The 17,982-nt window shown below is 35.4% G+C and carries 18 protein-coding genes; 12 read left to right on the top strand and 6 right to left on the bottom strand.

The features are described from left to right. Nucleotides 1-18: 18 nt before the first annotated feature. The 3 genes from AC3QL1_RS14295 to AC3QL1_RS14305 all read left to right on the top strand — a co-directional run bounded on the left by AC3QL1_RS14295 (nucleotide 19) and on the right by AC3QL1_RS14305 (nucleotide 3,910). The gene (locus AC3QL1_RS14295) at nucleotides 19-1,422 is read left to right on the top strand and encodes an efflux transporter outer membrane subunit (protein WP_492492349.1); all 1,404 of its coding nucleotides are present in this window, start codon (nucleotides 19-21) and stop codon (nucleotides 1,420-1,422) included. Between the two features lie 166 nt (nucleotides 1,423-1,588). Continuing rightward, complete coding sequence (locus tag AC3QL1_RS14300; protein ID WP_492492351.1) at nucleotides 1,589-2,074, top strand: hypothetical protein; 486 nt, start codon at nucleotides 1,589-1,591, stop codon at nucleotides 2,072-2,074. A 231-nt stretch (nucleotides 2,075-2,305) separates the two neighbouring features. Continuing rightward, nucleotides 2,306-3,910, top strand: a complete 1,605-nt coding sequence (locus AC3QL1_RS14305; protein WP_492492352.1) for a Na+/H+ antiporter — start codon at nucleotides 2,306-2,308, stop codon at nucleotides 3,908-3,910. A 165-nt stretch (nucleotides 3,911-4,075) separates the two neighbouring features. Here the strand turns inward: AC3QL1_RS14305 and AC3QL1_RS14310 are convergent, their stop codons facing one another. The 3 genes from AC3QL1_RS14310 to AC3QL1_RS14320 form a co-directional block, all read right to left on the bottom strand. Then, nucleotides 4,076-5,098: an LLM class flavin-dependent oxidoreductase gene (locus AC3QL1_RS14310; RefSeq protein ID WP_492497580.1), complete on the bottom strand. Its 1,023-nt coding sequence runs from the start codon at nucleotides 5,096-5,098 to the stop codon at nucleotides 4,076-4,078. Nucleotides 5,099-5,144: 46 nt separating this feature from the next. Beyond that, nucleotides 5,145-5,918: a hypothetical protein gene (locus tag AC3QL1_RS14315; RefSeq protein WP_492492353.1), complete on the bottom strand. Its 774-nt coding sequence runs from the start codon at nucleotides 5,916-5,918 to the stop codon at nucleotides 5,145-5,147. A gap of 124 nt (nucleotides 5,919-6,042) precedes the next feature. Further along, on the bottom strand, nucleotides 6,043-8,934 hold the full coding sequence (locus AC3QL1_RS14320; RefSeq protein WP_492492354.1) for a PQQ-dependent sugar dehydrogenase: 2,892 nt from the start codon (nucleotides 8,932-8,934) through the stop codon (nucleotides 6,043-6,045). 221 nt (nucleotides 8,935-9,155) lie between these two features. Between AC3QL1_RS14320 and AC3QL1_RS14325 the strand changes: the two genes are divergently transcribed. Continuing rightward, the gene (locus tag AC3QL1_RS14325) at nucleotides 9,156-9,965 is read left to right on the top strand and encodes a mechanosensitive ion channel family protein (RefSeq protein WP_492492356.1); all 810 of its coding nucleotides are present in this window, start codon (nucleotides 9,156-9,158) and stop codon (nucleotides 9,963-9,965) included. A gap of 135 nt (nucleotides 9,966-10,100) precedes the next feature. Then, nucleotides 10,101-11,204, top strand: a complete 1,104-nt coding sequence (locus tag AC3QL1_RS14330; RefSeq protein WP_492492358.1) for a fatty acid desaturase family protein — start codon at nucleotides 10,101-10,103, stop codon at nucleotides 11,202-11,204. 30 nt (nucleotides 11,205-11,234) lie between these two features. Here the strand turns inward: AC3QL1_RS14330 and AC3QL1_RS14335 are convergent, their stop codons facing one another. After that, a complete protein-coding gene (locus AC3QL1_RS14335) occupies nucleotides 11,235-11,693 on the bottom strand; it encodes a DUF1810 domain-containing protein (RefSeq protein ID WP_492492360.1) in 459 nt (152 codons plus the stop codon). A gap of 346 nt (nucleotides 11,694-12,039) precedes the next feature. Here AC3QL1_RS14335 and AC3QL1_RS14340 point away from each other — a divergent pair, with 346 nt between their 5' ends. The 7 genes from AC3QL1_RS14340 to AC3QL1_RS14370 all read left to right on the top strand — a co-directional run bounded on the left by AC3QL1_RS14340 (nucleotide 12,040) and on the right by AC3QL1_RS14370 (nucleotide 15,999). After that, entirely contained in the window at nucleotides 12,040-12,537 is a 498-nt protein-coding gene (locus AC3QL1_RS14340) for a GNAT family N-acetyltransferase (protein WP_492492362.1), read from the top strand. Next, nucleotides 12,534-13,019, top strand: coding sequence for a MarR family winged helix-turn-helix transcriptional regulator (locus tag AC3QL1_RS14345; RefSeq protein ID WP_492492363.1), 486 nt, complete (start codon nucleotides 12,534-12,536; stop codon nucleotides 13,017-13,019). The genes AC3QL1_RS14340 and AC3QL1_RS14345 overlap by 4 nt, the downstream gene beginning before the upstream one ends. An 88-nt stretch (nucleotides 13,020-13,107) precedes the next feature. Continuing rightward, nucleotides 13,108-13,644: a DUF6934 family protein gene (locus AC3QL1_RS14350; protein WP_492492364.1), complete on the top strand. Its 537-nt coding sequence runs from the start codon at nucleotides 13,108-13,110 to the stop codon at nucleotides 13,642-13,644. 32 nt (nucleotides 13,645-13,676) lie between these two features. Then, nucleotides 13,677-13,844, top strand: a complete 168-nt coding sequence (locus AC3QL1_RS14355) for a hypothetical protein (protein ID WP_492492365.1) — start codon at nucleotides 13,677-13,679, stop codon at nucleotides 13,842-13,844. Nucleotides 13,845-14,062: 218 nt separating this feature from the next. Beyond that, nucleotides 14,063-14,491, top strand: a complete 429-nt coding sequence (locus AC3QL1_RS14360) for an SRPBCC family protein (protein WP_492492367.1) — start codon at nucleotides 14,063-14,065, stop codon at nucleotides 14,489-14,491. Nucleotide 14,492: 1 nt separating this feature from the next. Then, the gene (locus tag AC3QL1_RS14365; RefSeq protein ID WP_492492368.1) at nucleotides 14,493-14,819 is read left to right on the top strand and encodes an ArsR/SmtB family transcription factor; all 327 of its coding nucleotides are present in this window, start codon (nucleotides 14,493-14,495) and stop codon (nucleotides 14,817-14,819) included. Between the two features lie 208 nt (nucleotides 14,820-15,027). Then, a complete protein-coding gene (locus AC3QL1_RS14370; protein WP_492492369.1) occupies nucleotides 15,028-15,999 on the top strand; it encodes a hydrogen peroxide-inducible genes activator in 972 nt (323 codons plus the stop codon). 526 nt (nucleotides 16,000-16,525) lie between these two features. On the opposite strand, the gene AC3QL1_RS14375 is transcribed toward AC3QL1_RS14370, so the two are convergent. Together AC3QL1_RS14375 and AC3QL1_RS14380 are read right to left on the bottom strand one after the other, a co-directional pair. Continuing rightward, a complete protein-coding gene (locus AC3QL1_RS14375) occupies nucleotides 16,526-17,317 on the bottom strand; it encodes an alpha/beta hydrolase (protein ID WP_492492371.1) in 792 nt (263 codons plus the stop codon). 146 nt (nucleotides 17,318-17,463) lie between these two features. Further along, nucleotides 17,464-17,880: an OsmC family protein gene (locus AC3QL1_RS14380; protein ID WP_042564539.1), complete on the bottom strand. Its 417-nt coding sequence runs from the start codon at nucleotides 17,878-17,880 to the stop codon at nucleotides 17,464-17,466. Nucleotides 17,881-17,982 lie beyond the last annotated feature (102 nt).

Genomic DNA, 17,982 nt, shown 5'->3' on the forward strand with positions numbered 1-17,982 from the left:
TTAATTAAGAAAACAAAAATGACTCATAGTTCAAATAAATATATTTTAATGGTAATCTCAGCGACACTTTTAAGTGCCTGCGTTACCAAAAAATACGAACGCCCCACGACACTTTCGACAGATAAGATTTATCGTGATCAGGCTTCTGCCGATTCTACCAATCTGGCGAATATGCCGTGGCAAAGTGTTTTTAAAGATCCAAAACTTAATGCATTGATTCAGAAAGGTCTTGAACAGAACCTGAATTTGAAAAATGCCATTGAAAATATTGTTCAGGCGCGTGCAAGTCTGCGTCAGAGTAAATTGGCGTATTATCCAAACTTGAATCTGGATGCCAATGTAACCCGTACCAAACAATCAGAAGCAGGTTTGAATTTTCCGGCAGGAATCAATATCAATACCTTAACTACAACTTATAAATTAGGTTTAAGTACTTCATGGGAAGCTGATATATGGGGAAAATTAAGCAGTACAAAAAGAGCGGCTTTGGCTACTTATCTTGCGACAGATGCTGCAAAACAAGCGGTGCAAACACAATTGATTGCTGATATTGCCAACAATTATTTTTTATTATTGTCTTATGATAAATCGCTTCAGATTACGCAGGAAACATTAGAAAGCCGTGTTAAAAACGTTGAAACAATAAAAGCGTTAAAAGAAGGTGCAATTGTTACCGGCGCTGCTGTTGTACAAAGTGAAGCGAACCGTTATGCTGCAGAAGTTTTGATTCCGGATATTAAACAAGATATTCGTGAAACTGAAAATGCTTTGAATATATTGTTAGGACAAGCTCCCGGACCAATAGAAAGAGGTGTTTTAGACGAACAGCAAACACCGGAAAATCTTGCAATAGGTTTGCCTTCTCAATTATTACAAAATCGTCCTGATGTTCGTCAGGCAGAGTTTAATTTCAGAGTTGCTTTTGAAAATACAAATTTGGCAAGAACTTATTTTTATCCAAGTTTAACGCTCACAGCAAGCGGAGGATTTTCGAATCTGGAATTGAAAGACTTCTTTGATCATTCTATTTTTTACTCGATAATTGGCGGATTAACACAGCCGCTTTTCAATCAGGGTGTCAACAAAGCGAGATTAACTACAACGCAGTCACAACAATTGCAGGCACTGAATAATTTTCAACAAAGTCTTTTAGTAGCCGGACAGGAAGTTTCGAATTCGATGTATTCGTACCAAATGGCAATTGAAAAAGAAGATTCAAGAAAAAAACAAATTGAATCACTTCAAAAGGCGGTTGATTATACGCAACAGCTTTTAGAATATAGTTCAGCTACAAATTATACAGATGTTTTAACATCAGAACAAAACCTTCTTGCTGCACAATTGAACGGTGTTAATGATAATTTACAAAAGTTGCGTGCTTTGGTTGACTTATATCGCGCTTTGGGCGGAGGATGGAAATAAAAGTTCTTAATTTATTGAATGGAGTAAGTAATTTGAAAAAGTTTAGATCGGTTAAAAAGCAGTGTTCGTCGATTGCTTTTGCCTTTCGGTATAATGGATAGGAGAAAGCCGATAATTGGCACTACTTTCGATATATTCAAATCAAATAATACTTAATACCACAAAAATGAAAAAATTAGGAATTGCACTAATGCTCTTGATGAGTGTTTTTGCCCACGCGCAAGTTTCGATCAATGTAAATATTGGTACACCTCCAAGTTGGGGACCGGCGGGTTATGATGATACAAGATATTATTATTTGCCTGATATTGATACTTATTATGATGTTGCCCAAAGCCAGTATATTTATGAAAACAGTGGTAAATGGGTTCGTGATAGAAGATTGCCTTCAAGATACAGACAATATGATCTTTACAGTGGTTACAAAGTAGTTTTAAATGATTACCGAGGAGATGCTCCTTATGCTTACCATCAAAAACATGTAGCCAGTTATCCAAAAGGATATAAAGGTAAACCTCAGAAAAACAGAGGAACTAAGCCAGTAAAGGACCATAATTCGGACAAACAAAAACCGAATAAACATAATTCGAATGGTCCAAAAGGAAATTCGAATAAAAAAGATAATCATTCCCATGATGATCATCACCACTAATTAAATACATGACTTGAAAAACGCCTCATTATTGAGGCGTTTTTTGTTGTTGTTATTTTTTGTCATTCCAAGGATTTTGTTCGTTAAACCCGACAGGTTTTAAAAACCTGTCGGGTTTACTGTTCGTAAAAGTTTGTCATTTCTCCTTTTTCAAAATGACAAAAATGAGATAAAATATTATATTCGTACTCTCCAAATAAATATAAAATCAGACCAAAGCAAATCTAAAAAATGGAAAATATTACAGTAATCATCATGTTGTTATTCGGGGTGGCATTCCTGAGTCTTTTAAGTAAACGATATAATTTTCCTGTTCCTATTGTGCTGGTTCTTTGTGGTGTTACGATCAGTATTATTCCCGGACTTCCTGTAATTGCATTAAATCCCGAAGTCGTTTTTATCATATTTTTACCGCCGCTTTTATATCACGCAGCGTGGTATACCAGCTGGTCTGAGTTTAAACAAACCATTCGTCCTATCACACTTGCCGCGGTTGGATTGGTGCTTTTTACCACAGTTGCCGTTGCCGTCGCCGTACATTATCTTATTAATGATATTTCCTGGCCATTAGCTTTTTTGCTTGGTGCGATTGTTTCGCCTCCGGATGCTGTTTCGGCGACAGCCATAACAAAAGGACTGGGCTTGCATCCACGCCTTATTGCGATATTAGAAGGCGAGAGTTTGCTAAATGATGCAAGCGGACTTGTAGCGTATAAATATGCTCTTGCAGCCATCACCGCGGGTAATTTTGTGCTTTGGCAGGCAGGATTGAATTTCTTTATCATGTCGACTTTAGGAATCGCTATTGGTTTGGTGGTAGGTTATGTAATGAGTATTATCCATAAAAAATTTGTGTGTGATGATGTTATTGAGGCGACACTTACGCTTCTTACGCCTTTTGCATCTTATTTGATTGCAGAACATTTTGAATGTTCCGGTGTTTTGGCGGTTGTTACAACGGGTTTGTTTCTTTCCGCGAGATCAGGAACTATATTTACGCACGAAAGCCGTATTATGACCAATACAATCTGGAATGTGCTGACGAATATCTTAAACGGATTAATCTTTATTTTAATCGGATTGCAGCTGCGCCAAATAATTACGGGAATTGGTGATTATTCCGGAATGTCACTGTTTATCTGGGGCGCTTCGGTGAGTTTGGTGGTTATTGTCGTTAGGTTTTTATGGGTGGTTCCGGCGACAATGGTTCCGAGATTTCTCAGCAAAAAAATACGTCTTAACGAAGAATTTGATTATCGCAATATGATTATTTTCGGATGGTCGGGAATGCGTGGCGTTGTCTCAATGGCAGCGGCTTTGGCACTTCCGTTAACGATTAATAATGATACGGAGGTGTTTCCGTTGCGAAACCTTATTATTTATCTGGTTTTCTGCGTCATACTTTCGACTTTGGTAATTCAGGGATTAACGCTTCCGTGGGTGATTAAGAAATTAAAAATTCAGCGTTATTCGATATTGGCAGAAGAATATGAGATTCGAAATGTTATTGTTTCTGAAACAATTGCGCATATTGAAGATAATTTTTCTTTATTAAATGATGATTTGCTTCATAATATCAAAAGTAAATATGAAGTCAAATTTAATCGTTTGCAAAAAACCGAACTTCCGGCGAATTTCTTCGGAAAAGGAAATGTAATGGGCGGAGAGATTTTCAATGATTTTACCAAATTGCAAATCGATTTACTGAATGTAGAACGCGCAAAACTGGAAACGATGCATAAATCCGGTTCTGTAAACGAAGAAATTTTCAGAAAAATAGAAAAAGAACTCGATCTGGAAGAAACGCGTTTGTGGATGGAAATGTATGAGGAATAATAGTTTAACCGCAGAGTTATTGAACGCAGATGACGCGGATTTAGGCAGATTAGCGCAGATTTTTTGATTTTTAAATTTAGAATAAAGTCTATATGAAAATAATAAAAAAATCTGCTCAATCTGCAAAATCTGCGTGAAACAAACTTTGTACTTTTTTTTGTCAAATTAACCCTTACGAACCAAAGGAATTACTTTTGTTCCGATGAATTCTATGGCGCTCATTAATTGTTTATTCGTAAGTCCCGCATTATCCATTTGAAACGTAAATCTGGAAATACCGCCAAGCGATTCGCTGTGCATCAGGATTTTCTCAGCAACACGCTCCGGACTTCCAACAACTAAAACACCTTTATCGTCGATTAAACCATCGAACTTGTCTTTTGTTACGGGCGGCCAACCACGTTCTCTGCCTAATTTTGTCCAAAGTTCAGCATAACCCGGATAATATTCTTCGATTGCTTTTTCTGTAGTTCCGGAAACGTAACCCGGTGAATGTAAGCCGACTTTCAATTCTTCCGGTTTATAACCTGCAGCTTTTCCGGCTTCACGATATAAATCAATCAAAGAACGAAAACGGTAGGTTTGTCCGCCAATAACGGCAACCATCAAAGGCAAACCAAGCGATCCTGCACGTATAAAAGATTCCGGAGTTCCGCCAACGCCAAGCCAAATCGGTAATTTTTGCTGTAAAGCTCTTGGATATACGGGTAAATTATTGATTGCAGGACGAAATTTTCCTGACCAGGTCACAAATTCATTATCGCGAATTTGCAATAACAACTCTAATTTTTCCTTAAAAAGCGCGTCATAATCATTCAGATTAAATCCGAAAAGGGGATACGCTTCAATCGAAGAACCACGCCCTACGACAATTTCTGCTCTTCCTTTTGAAACTAAATCCAAAGTGGCAAACTCCTGATAAACCCTAACAGGATCTGCAGCGCTTAAAACACTTACGGCGCTGGCCAGTCGTATGTTTTTTGTTCGTGCGGCAGCCGCACTCAATATTACAGCTGTAGCCGAATCTAAAAATTCTTTTTTATGATGTTCTCCAATTCCAAAAACATCAAGGCCAACCTGATCGGCAAGCTCTATTCTTTGAAGCAATTGCTCCATGGCATCAACACTACTAAGCGTATTATTGTCGCCGTACATTGCCGAAGCAAAACTGTCTATTCCTATTTCTATCATCTAGTAAAGATATTGAATTCTCTTTTTTTAAGCGAATAAGATCTTAATTTTTCTGCGTTCCTATTAAATATAATACGACTCCCGGTCCTGATTTTACCCTGTTGATTTGCCAGTTGAAAGTTTCGGTTTGGTGGAGATTTTGTACCAGATTTTTCATTTCTTCGACAGAATAAGTTCTTAAAGAAGAGATTATGCCATCCCACAAAACAAAAAGCGGTACAATGGGAATGAGATAAGTAAAAATAAGCCGTCCAATTTTGAAAGGCCTGATAAAAGGAGTTGTAATTAAAACGCTTAAAGGAGAGAAAATCATGGCCAGAATACTGGGAAAACTTCTTTCCTGTACTTCAAAGATGGCAATTGCAGAACGGGAATCAACAGCATTTTGAAGAATTTGTGCTGCATCTTTTGGTTTGAAATGATGAAAAGACAAAAATTGTGTTCTGATACCTTTTAATTCAGCTGGAACATGTCTGGCATCTACGCTATAGCTGTAATATTCAAAATTATCAGATTGTTTTTTGGTATATTCAAAAGCCGAAATGTTGGGATAATAATCCGTTAAGATGATTCTCAGGTCATGAATTCTTTTATCCAGTTCACAGTTGATCCAAATCAATCCGCCGCCACCGCCGGAAGCGAGATCAACTATAGTATTGGTTTTGTTTTCTTTCAATAAATCTTCTAATAAAGGGATGACGGGTTTGTACATTCCGCTTTTATTAGACAGAAATTGTAAAAAATCGGTTCCGTAGTTTCTTAAAAAAGAAGGAAACCATTTTTGATCTTCAAATTCAAATAAATGTATTCTTCCCATAATGTTCTTTTTTATAAGTTATACTTCTTTCTAAGTAAAACAATAATATAAAAATGAGACAAAAGGTTTTAGCACAAATTCACGAATTAGTTACTGTAATTCGTGAATTCGCAGCTAAAAATAATTATTGTTTTACAATGTGAATTGCTTTGCTTGTTGCCTTATTTTTGATGAAATAAACCCCCGAAGCCTGTTCTGATATATTGATTAAATTTCCTTTTCCTTCTTTGATTTTAATGCCTAAAGGAGAATAAATTGTCCAGTCCATTTCTTTTGAAAGATGGTAAATTCCTGTGGAAGGATTTGGGAAAACAAGTACTTTTTTAGAATCTTCAGCAGGAAAATCTACACCCAGAGTACAGTTGTGAACCATATAATCGATCTCTTTTTTATTCGTTCCCGCTGTATTGGTTACAGTTAGAGAAACTATTTTATCACCTTCCGTACCATAAAGAACTGTGTGAGGTCCAATTCCAGTTGCAGTTGCGGGTGTTGCGCCATCGCCAAAATTCCAAACATAAGTATCGATTGTGCCAGTAGAAACCGACGTAAAAGTAACTCCGGCATTGATACAACCCATTTGCGGATTAACTTCAAAATCAGCAACCGGCGTTGTGGCATTTCCAGACAATGAAAATTCCATTTTGTTGACGTTTACATCTGCTTCGTCAAACCAAAGCGTGATCACATGAACACCCTGCGTTAGTGGAATATTTGGAATTGTTGCCGTTTGCCATGCCTGAAATCCGGTTGTATTCGGAATCGCAAATCTGCCGGAAACGTTTATGCCGTCAACTTCAATATGAAGTGCTTTATTATTGTATGGTGTTGCTACTCTTAGTTTTATGTCATAATTTCCGGTTGTATTTACTCTTGCCGTGTATTTCAGCCATTCGTTTTTTGCTACGTACGAAATATTAAATCCGCCTTCATTGCAAACTTCCGTTCCTACGCCGTCTCCGGCTCTGTAAGCGGTATCTCCGCCGCCATTTGTATCCAGAAAAGCACTTGGGCCAATATCATAATTTTCGGCTTCGATCATACCCGGAATTTGAGCAATTAATCCCTGATAAGGTGCTGAAGAAAGGGTAGTTGCGGTATAAAATGCCGTATAGGTTATAGTTCCTGTTGCTGGCGCCTGAAATGACTGGTTTGCAGTTCCGCCCTGACTCCAATGATCAAAATCATATCGAATATTGCCTACATATTGCGGCGTTGGGGCATTTAGGGTTTGGAGTTTTGCATTGGCTACCACTTGTTTTGTTGAAGGCGCAGTGACTGGTTTTTGGTTGAATTCTAAATTAAGCAATGCCGGAGAACTCGTAACGGTAACATCAACAAGATTGGGTTTTATATCTACAAATTTTGTTGCTATCAAACCGTTGCTGTCCGTTACTTTTACGGTAAATCTGTACCATACGTTTGGTGTTTTTTCACCTTGATTGGAAGTCACAAAAGTTCCTGATTTCACGCCTTGCGGACTTGCACCGGGATGTGAATGTCCGGCTCCGGGAACATCTTCGTGAAAAAGATCCATACTCCACGAGAAAGCGCTTGCAGGCAATACGCCATCTTCAATATCTGTGGCTGTAGCTTCAAAATTTACCACATCATCAGCATTCCATTTTAAGGTGGCTAACGGAAATTTAAGATCAACTGTTGGCGCATTACTAAACGGAGTTACCGTAAGTGTTGCAGGATTACTCGTTACATTTCCTGCGGTATTGGTCACAATAACTTTGTATTGTCCTGCATTTGCAGCAGTTACATTTGCAATCGTATAACTTGCAGCGGTGGCTCCGTTAATATTGACGCTATTAAACTGCCACTGATACGTTTGTCCCACACCGCTTGCTGTTACATTAAAAGTAACAGGATAAGTTTCCATAATAGTTTGCGATTGCGGATGATTTACAATCGTAGGCGCTGCGGTTTCGATATAATCCAATTTGATTAAAGAACCGTTATTTCCGTAGGCACAGTAATAAATATAGCCGTCGTTGCCTAACATCATTCCAAGGGCTTGTTGCTGTGGCGCTTCATAAAATTCAGTAGAAACGGGATCAGCCACATTTGGATCGAAAGAACGAATGGCATTTCGAACAAAATCTTTAATAATAAATTTTCCAAGAAGATTAGGATATCGAGGCGTTGTCGGGTTGTATAATAAACCGTTTGTCAAGGCATTTCCAATACTTCCGGTTGCGTAGGTAAAGATGGGATTGGTAAATAAATTCGTTTCGGTTTGTTTTCCGTCACCGCCTTGTGGATGTCCCCAAGCGTAGTTTCGTATGGTTGGATTACTGATTTCGTTGATTTCTTCCCAAGAAGTTCCTACATCGAGAACAAATAATTTATTGGCTACCGGATTGGCCACAAGTCGCCACGGATTTCTAAAACCATAAACCCAGATGCTTTGTTTTTGTACAGAACCGCTTCCGTAATAAGGGTTTCCGGGAGCAGGCAATCCGTTTTCTGTTAAACGTAAAATCTTTCCTTTATAAGTATCTAAATCCTGCGAATTTGTATTTTGCTGACTATCACCAACCGTTACATACAAAAATCCGTTAAAGAATTTTAAATCGCCGCCGTTGTGAAATCCGCCGCCAATAGGTTCAAGCAATAAAATTTCCTGTCGGCCCAAAACCTGATTGGACGCGTTGATTTGAATTCTCTCGATTCGGTGTCTGATTATACCTGCTTCGTCAATCGAGTAAAATACATAAATATAACCGTTTGTGGCGAAATCAGGATGTAAAGTCAGTCCCAATAAACCTTGCTCAGCATCGGTAACTGTGGTAACAGTAAAAACCGTAGAAACGGCATTGTTTTGAAAAACTTTGACAATTCCGGCTCTTTCGGCAATAAAAATTCTTCCGTCTGATGATTGTTCTAATGATAAACCTTCTTTAATAACCGCGGTAGGTGCGAGGTTTTGTGTAATGTACTGGCAATTGCCCTGCCACGAAATCAATAAAAAGAAAGCGTACAATAAAAATGATTTAAATTGCCTCATCTGATTTGATTTTAAAAGTGTGTTTTTTCTCATAACTATTTAGTAAATTGTGATTTGGGTAATCAAATTTAACATTTTTTTACCTACTAAAGTTATTTATAAGTTAATAAATTTAACAAATTGCGAAGTCGCAGAAATATTAACTTTTTATAATATTAAAGGAATATTCTATAATTTTTTTGGTCGTCATTTTTTTAATTTTAAGACTTTAATTTTAATATATGGACAATTTTTTTCAGGACGTTTACAAACATTTAGAAGGATATTATTATAGTATAGTCGATTTAACGCCAAAGTTTATTTTGGCCATTGTCGTAATTTTAGTTTCGTGGTTTATTGCCACAAGAATTGGAATATTTGCAGATAAAAGGCTGAAACTTCGAATGCACGATCATTTATTAGCCACGTTTATTGCCCGATTAATTAAATCGGTTTTGATTATAATTGGCTTGCTGATTATGTTTAAAATCATTGGTTTAAACGGAATCGCACAAAGCATGCTGGCCGGAGCAGGAATTTCGGCTTTTGTAATTGGTTTTGCCCTGAAAGATATTGGAGAAAATTTTCTGGCAGGAATTCTGCTGGCTTTCAAAAGACCATTTTCTATTGGCGATATTATCGAAAGCAACGGTGTAAAAGGCGAAGTGCTGACTTTAAATCTTCGGGACACCGAAATTAAAAGTGACAGCAAAATCATTTATATTCCAAATGCTTTATTGATTAAAAATACATTGATTAATTATAACAGCAGCGGTTTTTTACTGCAGACTTTTACGATTGGACTTGAATATGGTTCTGATTTAAATCATGCAATAGAATTAGTAAAACAAGTACTGAAAAACCATGATGAAGTCACTGATAAAGAACATAGCGATTCGGCATTTATTGCAGATATAGCCGGTGGTGTGGCGCAATTAAATGTTAGATATTGGGTTTCATCTGAAAATAATTCTGACAGTTCAAAAAATCGTTCTATCATAATTACCGAAGTTTTAAATGCTTTGAAAGAAAACGGATTTGTAGTAAAATAGAAAACATAAATTAGTTTAAAAAACTAGTATTAAGGGTTTTAAGAGTGATTTTTAGCGTTAAAACTTCCTGAATTTGGTATTTGGTTTTAAGATTTTTTTTAAATTTGATGTCAGAATTTATAGCCAAAAACCATTATGGAAAAATTAAAACGCCCGGTTTATCTTAAACCCGGTACCGATGATTTTTTTAAAATGTTACAACGAGAAGTGAAGGAAACGGTTTTAAAAAATTCATTATTGTACCGAATCAATATTATAAAGTCTATCGGACTTTTAGTGCTCTTTTTTTTATTTTACACCTGTATTTTGCTGTTTGGTAATCGCACGCCTTTACTTTATGGCTTTTATATTTTGTGCGGTATCACGATGATTGTATTGTTTATAAATGCATTTCATGATGCGGCGCACGGAGCATTGTTTAAAAAGCCAAAACACAACGAATGGTTTACGTATGCCTTAGAACTTTTTGGCAGCAATCACTGGCTTTGGATACGCCGTCATATTGGTTTGCATCATGCTTATCCAAACGTTCCGGATTGGGATATTGATATCAAACAAAGCGATATAATCCGGATTTTTCCAACAAGTCCGGTACTTAATTATCACAAATACCAGCATATTTACATGTGGTTTATTTATCCGCTTTATAGTTTAAACTGGATTTATATTCGTGATTTTAAAGATTTTTTTGGGAAGAAAGACAACTACGTAAAAAAGGTTGTGGATGAAATTCCAAAAGAAGAAATCTATAAATTATTTGTGGCCAAAGTCATTAATCTGATCTATTTGCTTTTTATCCCGATGTTTGTTTTAAATCAGCGTTGGTATGTGGTTTTAGGAGCTTGGTTTGCGATGCATTTATGCGGAAGTATGCTGGGCGTTGTAGCCCTTGTATCGACACATGTTGACGAAGATGCGCACTTTCCTGTAACGGATGATGACGGAAATCTTTCGGCAACCTGGGCTTTGCATCAAATGATTGTAACCAAGGATTTTAGCACAGACAGTAAACTCGCCAATTTTTTATACGGAGGTTTTACGCATCATGTGGCGCATCATCTTTTCCCGGGCGTTGGTCATACGTATTATCCTTATATAACGCCAATTATAAGGCGTTATGCGCAGGAATATGATCTTCCTTATACTTCATATCCTTTTTATCATGCAGTTCGTTCGCACTTTAGAATGCTGAAAAACAAAGGAGTAAAAGAAAATATTCTAATGACCGGAGAAATTTAGAAGAATATTAAATGCAAAAAATGACTACAACTATACTATTTCAGTTTCTACAGCTTCAGTATTGGAATTTAGAATTTCCAAGGTAGCCGAATCTGTTTTTCCGGAAAAAAAGGCATCTAATATATCCTGAAATACCGGATTTGCATTTTCTACCTGTGCAAAAAGAGTCATAGACGAATGTAATTTTTGGGCATCTAAATCTCCCAGAATTGCTTCTGCCGATTTTCTTTTGAAAGTTAACAGCAACTCGGAAATTTCGATAAGATGTTTTCCTAAAATAGGATGATTTAAAAATTCAGTAGCTTCTTTAATATCGGCAATAGCATACAGAATAGAAGTATCGCTGCTGCCTAATCCTTTTATTTGTGGAAATATAAACCACATCCAATGGGTTTCTTTCTTCCCTTTTTCAATTTCAGAAAAAGCGGTAAGATAAAGTTTATTTTGTGCGTCTAAAAAACGCGTTAAATCATTATTTGAATATCCCATTGCAATTATAATAGTTTTTAAAAAAGGGTTGCAAAAGTAGTGAAAAACAAAGCTTCTGCCTAATAAAAGTACTGTTCTGGTAGCATTTTAACTTTTAAAAAGGTATATCTTGTTGAATTTCTTACAAGAAATTATTTTGTTATTTGTCACAAAGACAATTGTTTACATTTTTCTTCTAAAACTTCAAAATTGAATATTGGCGTCTTCTATTTTATATACTAAGATGTTGATTAAGCCTCTTATTTATCGTGAGAAGCTATTTTTTTGAAAGCAAATTATAAAAACTAAAACAAAATTTGTTTTTATGTAGTTAACTACGTAGTTTTGTATTGTAAAAATTTAAAATATGAAACCGATAATTATTCCAATCGAAAATGAATATTCAAAAGCAGTAATAGATTTAGTTTTGAATATTCAGCAAAACGAATTTAATATTGCTATTACTTTAGAAGATCAGCCGGATTTATTAGACATAACAAACTTTTATCACACAAGTGGCGGCGGATTTTGGGGTGCTTTTATCAATGAGCAACTGGTAGGGACAATTGCTTTAGTTAAATTTGATGACGATGCAGCGGCTATCAGAAAAATGTTTGTAAAGAAAGAATTTCGCGGAAAAGAACATGGAATTGCGCAAAAATTATTGGACACTTTGATTGATTATTGCAAAGAAAAAGGAATCGATGCTTTATATTTGGGAACCGTATCGATCTTAGAAGCTGCATTGCGTTTTTACGAACGAAATCATTTTGTTAGAATCGAAAAAGAATCGCTTCCGAAAAAATTTCCGGTGATGAGTGCCGACAATGTATTTTGTCATTTAAATCTAAAAGAATTAAAATGAATATAATTGATGAATCAGGAATTTTAGCCCTTTCAACGCGATTACAGCGCTTGAGCGAGCAATTGCGTAAAGACGGAGCTTTGCTTTATAAGGAATACGGAATTGACTTTGAGCCGAAATGGTTTCCTGTCATTTACACCTTATATCATAAAGACGTTTTGAGCGTGGTCGAAATTGCAAATGAGATTGGCTACACACATCCTTCAACAATAAGTTTATTGAAAGAACTGGAAAAACAGAAACTGATTCGGTCAAAAAAAGACAAAGTCGACGAACGTAAACGTTTGCTTCAATTGACGCAAAAAGGGCAGGAGCTTATCGAAAAAATGAAGCCTGTCTGGGCAGTTATGACTACTGTTTTAAGTGATATTGCAGATAATCAGAATAATTTGCTTCAGGCGATTAATGAAGCCGAAAACAAGATTTTACGCCAAAGTTTTTTGCAAAGAGCGCTGCAGTTGAAGAGTGAAGTCAAGAAATAAATATTCATATAAATATATTTTGTAAATATTGTATTACATTTTTAATGATTAATTTATCAAAATATGTTATCATTGCATCAAAAAAGTTTTGATAAATATTGAAAGTTATGATACTTCCTTTTTGCCATATGATACTACTGTTCAATATCTATTTGAAAGTCATGGCAAGAAGAACCTAATTAAAGGAGTTGAATATTCTAAATTTGAAACTAAAAGTGGAGGAATTGTATTTAATTTAGGTTTTGGAGATTATGATTTTGAAACTAAAAGTATTTCTGATAGAATAAGTAGTAATAATGGTGATGCAAGAAAAGTATTCAATACCGTATTAAGCACAATACCTAAATTTTTAAATGAATATCCGGATTTTCCCATTTTTATTCAAGGTAGTGATAGTCAGGAATTATTCGAAGAAGAATGTCGAAATTCCTGCTCTAAAAAGTGTCATATAATTTGTAAAAATAAACACAGAAGAATTAGAATGTATATTCATTTCTTAGATAAAAAAATTGAAGTGTTTTCAAATGACTATATATTTTATGGATTTGATGAAGAAAAGAAAATATTTGTTCATTATGTAGCTAAAAATAAATATACCGCAATACTGGTTTATAAGAAAAAATAGATAATTTTGTATAGCATAAAAGATTGATTGTTATGAGAAATGAAGAAAAAGCAGAGGCAAAAATAAATATAACACCAATGTCTAAAGCAACCAGAAAAAGATTATCGAAAGTTGCGGATGAAATTAATGGAAAAAATTTATTTCCGGAAAAAATCGAGTTTGCAAAAAAAACATTGGAAAACGTAAAGTTGCCAATATAAAAAGTTGTCAATAACTTACCTAAAAATATAAAAAGCGATCTATTAGATCGCTTTTTTATTTGGAAATTTATAATACAATTATAATTCCTGATAATATCGTTTCATTTTCAATAAAAATTAAAAAATGCACAAATAATTGATTTTGTGCATTTTCTTTTAAATTATTTGCGTAACTCAAAAGTTACCTATATATTTGTGTAACTTAAAAGTTACTTATTATGGAAAGAAGCATAAAATATCAGTATTTCTTTGCCCATTCTCCTGAAAAGGTTTGGCAATATTTGACCAACTCCGATTTAATGGAGCTTTGGCTAATGAAAAATAATTTTCAACCCGTTGCAGGAACTGATTTTCAGTTTAGGACAAATGCAATTGAAAGTTTAAATTTCGACGGGATTTTCTATTGCACGGTATTAGAAATTGAACCGTTTAAAAAACTTTCCTATTCCTGGAAAGCCGGACCTGGAGAAGGCAAAATTACACTTGATTCTGTAGTGATCTGGAAACTGGAATCAACCGCCGAAGGCACTACTGTATTCCTCGAACATAATGGTTTTGCCAAAGAAGAAAATCTTGGTTTTTTCAATGGTTTCAATCACGGATGGGTGGAAAAATTCGAAAAAATCGCCAACTTAATAAACGCATAAAATGGCAACACCTGCTCTTGATGTTTTTCAGGTTATTGGAGATCCAAGCAGAAGAAAAATGCTCTTATTGCTTTGCGAAGACCGCCTGACTATTAACTCGCTTGCCGATCATTTTGACATGAGCAGGCCAGCGGTTTCAAAACACGTTAAAATCCTGAATAACGCCGGTTTTATTTCGATAGAAGACAGCGGACGCGAACGTTATTGCAGTCTGAAAAAAGATGGTTTTGAAGAACTAAAAACCTGGATTTCATACTTTGATGAATTCTGGGGATCGAAACTGAAAAAATTAGAATCTTTGATGGATGATACAAAATTGCCGAATTAAGGTGTGAAGATTTAACCGCAAAGTTTTACCACAAAGTGCACAAAGGTTTACACAAAGTTCACGAAGCTATATTTACAAAGCTTTGTGAACTTTGTGTTTTTACTAAGTGCTGTAAGTAAAAAAACTTTGTGCACTTTGCGGTTAAATCAAGATAGTTTTATAATTCAAATTGATATTTTTCTATCTTTATAAAATAAAATTATAATCAATGACCATTCAGCAGTTAAAATATATAGTAGCCTTAGACGAAGAACGCCATTTTGCAAGAGCAGCAGAAGTTTGCATGGTTACACAACCCGGACTTACGATTCAGTTAAAAAACCTCGAAGAAGAAATTGGAATCAAGATCTTTGACCGCAATAAAGTGCCACTTACACCAACACTATTAGGAACGGAGATTATCAACAAAGCCAAAAAAATCCTTCGCGAGGCGGATGAGATTCGGGATTTTGTGGTTAACGAAAAAAACTTGCTGGAAGGGGAGTTGAAGCTCGGTATTATTTCAACTTTATCGCCTTATTTGATTCCGTTGTTTATAAAAGCGATGAAAGAAGCGGCTCCGAAAGTGCATTTTATCATCAGAGAATCCAATACGGGACAGTTGATGAAGGATTTAGAAACCGGTGCCATTGATGTTGCGATTATGGCAACGCCAACAGGAAACCCGAATTTAATTGAACATCCTATTTTTAAAGAACCTTTTGTTGCCTATTTGAATGAATTGCACCCAATGGCAAATGAAGAGTTTTATGAATTACAGCCCGGAGACAAAACCGAATTATTGCTGCTTCACCATGAATTTTGCTATAATGCACAGCTTTTGGATATCTGCGGCTTAAAAGGTTCAGATAAAATAAAAGAGCAGTTTACGTACGATATCAGTTCGATAGAAACACTGAAAAATCTGGTTCGCGCACAATTGGGATTTGCTATTATTCCCCAGCTTTCGATACTAAACGAAGCATCGTCAAAATTGTTCAAGCCTTTTAAAGAACCAATTCCCGTAAGAGAAATTAGTCTGGTAGTTTCAGATTCTTTTTCGAAGAAATTGTTGCTAGAAAAAATGAACGAAGCCATTTGGGATTGCCTTCCGGATACGCTCAAAAAAGATTTTGCTTATAGAAAAATACGCTGGAATGATTCGCCTTATTTTGTGAAAGCGGTTAGTAAGTTTATGTAGATAAAAATTAAATTCCAATTTTTAAATTCCAAATTCCAAGTCTGTTACGATTTGGAATTTGGAATTTTTTTATTGGAATTTTACTTAAAAAATACACGCAATTTTGTCATTCTGAGGAACGAAGAATCTCCGCAAGTAGCTCCGTATAGAAAGTAGCCAATCTTTGTAGAGTTTCTTGTGGAGATTCCTCCTCCGTCGGAATGACAAGATTGCAGAATTTGCCTCCTACAATATTAATTGGAGTGCATTTATTTAAACACATAGAAACATAGCTTTTCTTTATGAGTAAAGGCGTTTCACTTGTTTCAACACACATAGCTATGTTTGTTAATGCCAGTGAAACGCCTTTTTTTAAAGTATATTAATCTATGTTTCTATGTGTTTAATTGATACGGCTTAATATAATGTCTTTTGGATTCCAAAAAAGACTCTGCTTATTTGTCATTACTCGAAATCAAAAAAAAAATCCAAATCCCAATATCATTACAGACTTGGAATTTGGAATTTTTTTATTGGAATTTAAAACTTATTTCGAAGCTTCAATAATCACATTCGCCACTTTTGCAGGTTGTGAAATAAACACTACGTGACTACCTTTTATTTCTGTAATTTTTGTGTTAGAACGTTTGTACATCGCACGCTCGATATCAGGATTGATACTTTTGTCTTCAGTAGCAACGATTCCGTAAGAAGGTTTGTCTCTCCAGGCTGCTTTTGTAATTGGTGTTCCAAAACCTTTTGCGTGAAATGCACCTTGCGAAGCAAACATAAAATCAGCTTGTTCTTTGCTTAAATCTCCTGCAAAACCTGCATGAAATTTTGCTTTGTCATAATAAGCGATTCCTTTATCATCCGGAGGCAATACACCGTTTTCAGGAGCAGGAGGCGCAGTTTGCAGCCATTGAATAGAATTTTCTCCGTTATCAGGCTGTAAAGCGGCTACATAAACCAAAGCGGCTACTTTTGGGTGATTTCCGGCTTCAGTGATTACAGTTCCTCCCCATGAATGTCCTACTAAAATTGTTGGTCCGTCTTGTTTGTCTAAGGCTAAATTTGTTGCCGCAACATCATCTTCAAGAGAGCTTAACGGATTTTGAACAATAGTTACATTATATCCTTTTTTAGTCAAAATTTGGTATAAACCCTGCCATCCTGAACCGTCTGCAAAAGCACCGTGAACCAATACGACATTTTTAATTTTCGGCGCAGCAGTTTTAGCCTGTGCGTTTGCATTTACTATTGTAAATAATAAGCTTAAGATCAAAGCGGCGAACAAGAAATAACGATTCAATTGTTCTTTTATATATAGTGTTTTCATAATTATTTTAGATTATAGATTTTAGAATTAAGATTATAGACTTTGTGAATATAAACTCTCATTTTTTTAAATCCCAAATTCCAAAGTGAGTAGCGTGAATGCGCAATATGTTTTCAATTGGAATTTGGAATTTTTCAATTTGGAATTTAATTTAATGTAACTGATAAAGTAATTTCAGTATTTAATAATTTTGAGATTGGACAAATTTCTTTTGCTTTTTGAGCAGTTTGCTGAAAATCTTCTGCAGAAATTCCGGGAACTTTTCCGGTTAGTTCTAATTGGATCAAAGTGATAGTTCCGTCTTCGAAAGTAACTTTTGCTACCGTATCTAAATCTTCCGGTACAAATCCCGCTTCAGAAAGTAAAAAGCTTAGTTGCATGGTAAAACAGCCAGAATGTGCCGCTGCGATTAATTCCTCAGGATTTGTTCCTACACCTTGCTCAAAACGTGTTTTGAATGATAATTGTGCTTCGTTTAATGTTGTGCTTTGAGTACTGATGGTTCCTTTTCCTTCCATTCCTGTACCTTTCCAGTTTGCGTTTGCTCTTCTTGTAAATTTCATGATTTCTATTTTTTAAAGTTGTTTTTAAATTTTTTCAAATCAGTTGTTTGATTTTGATGAGACAAATTTATGGCGGTTATATTTATTAATCAAATTAATAAT

The organism is Flavobacterium sp. GW823-FHT04A11, assembly GCF_058796535.1.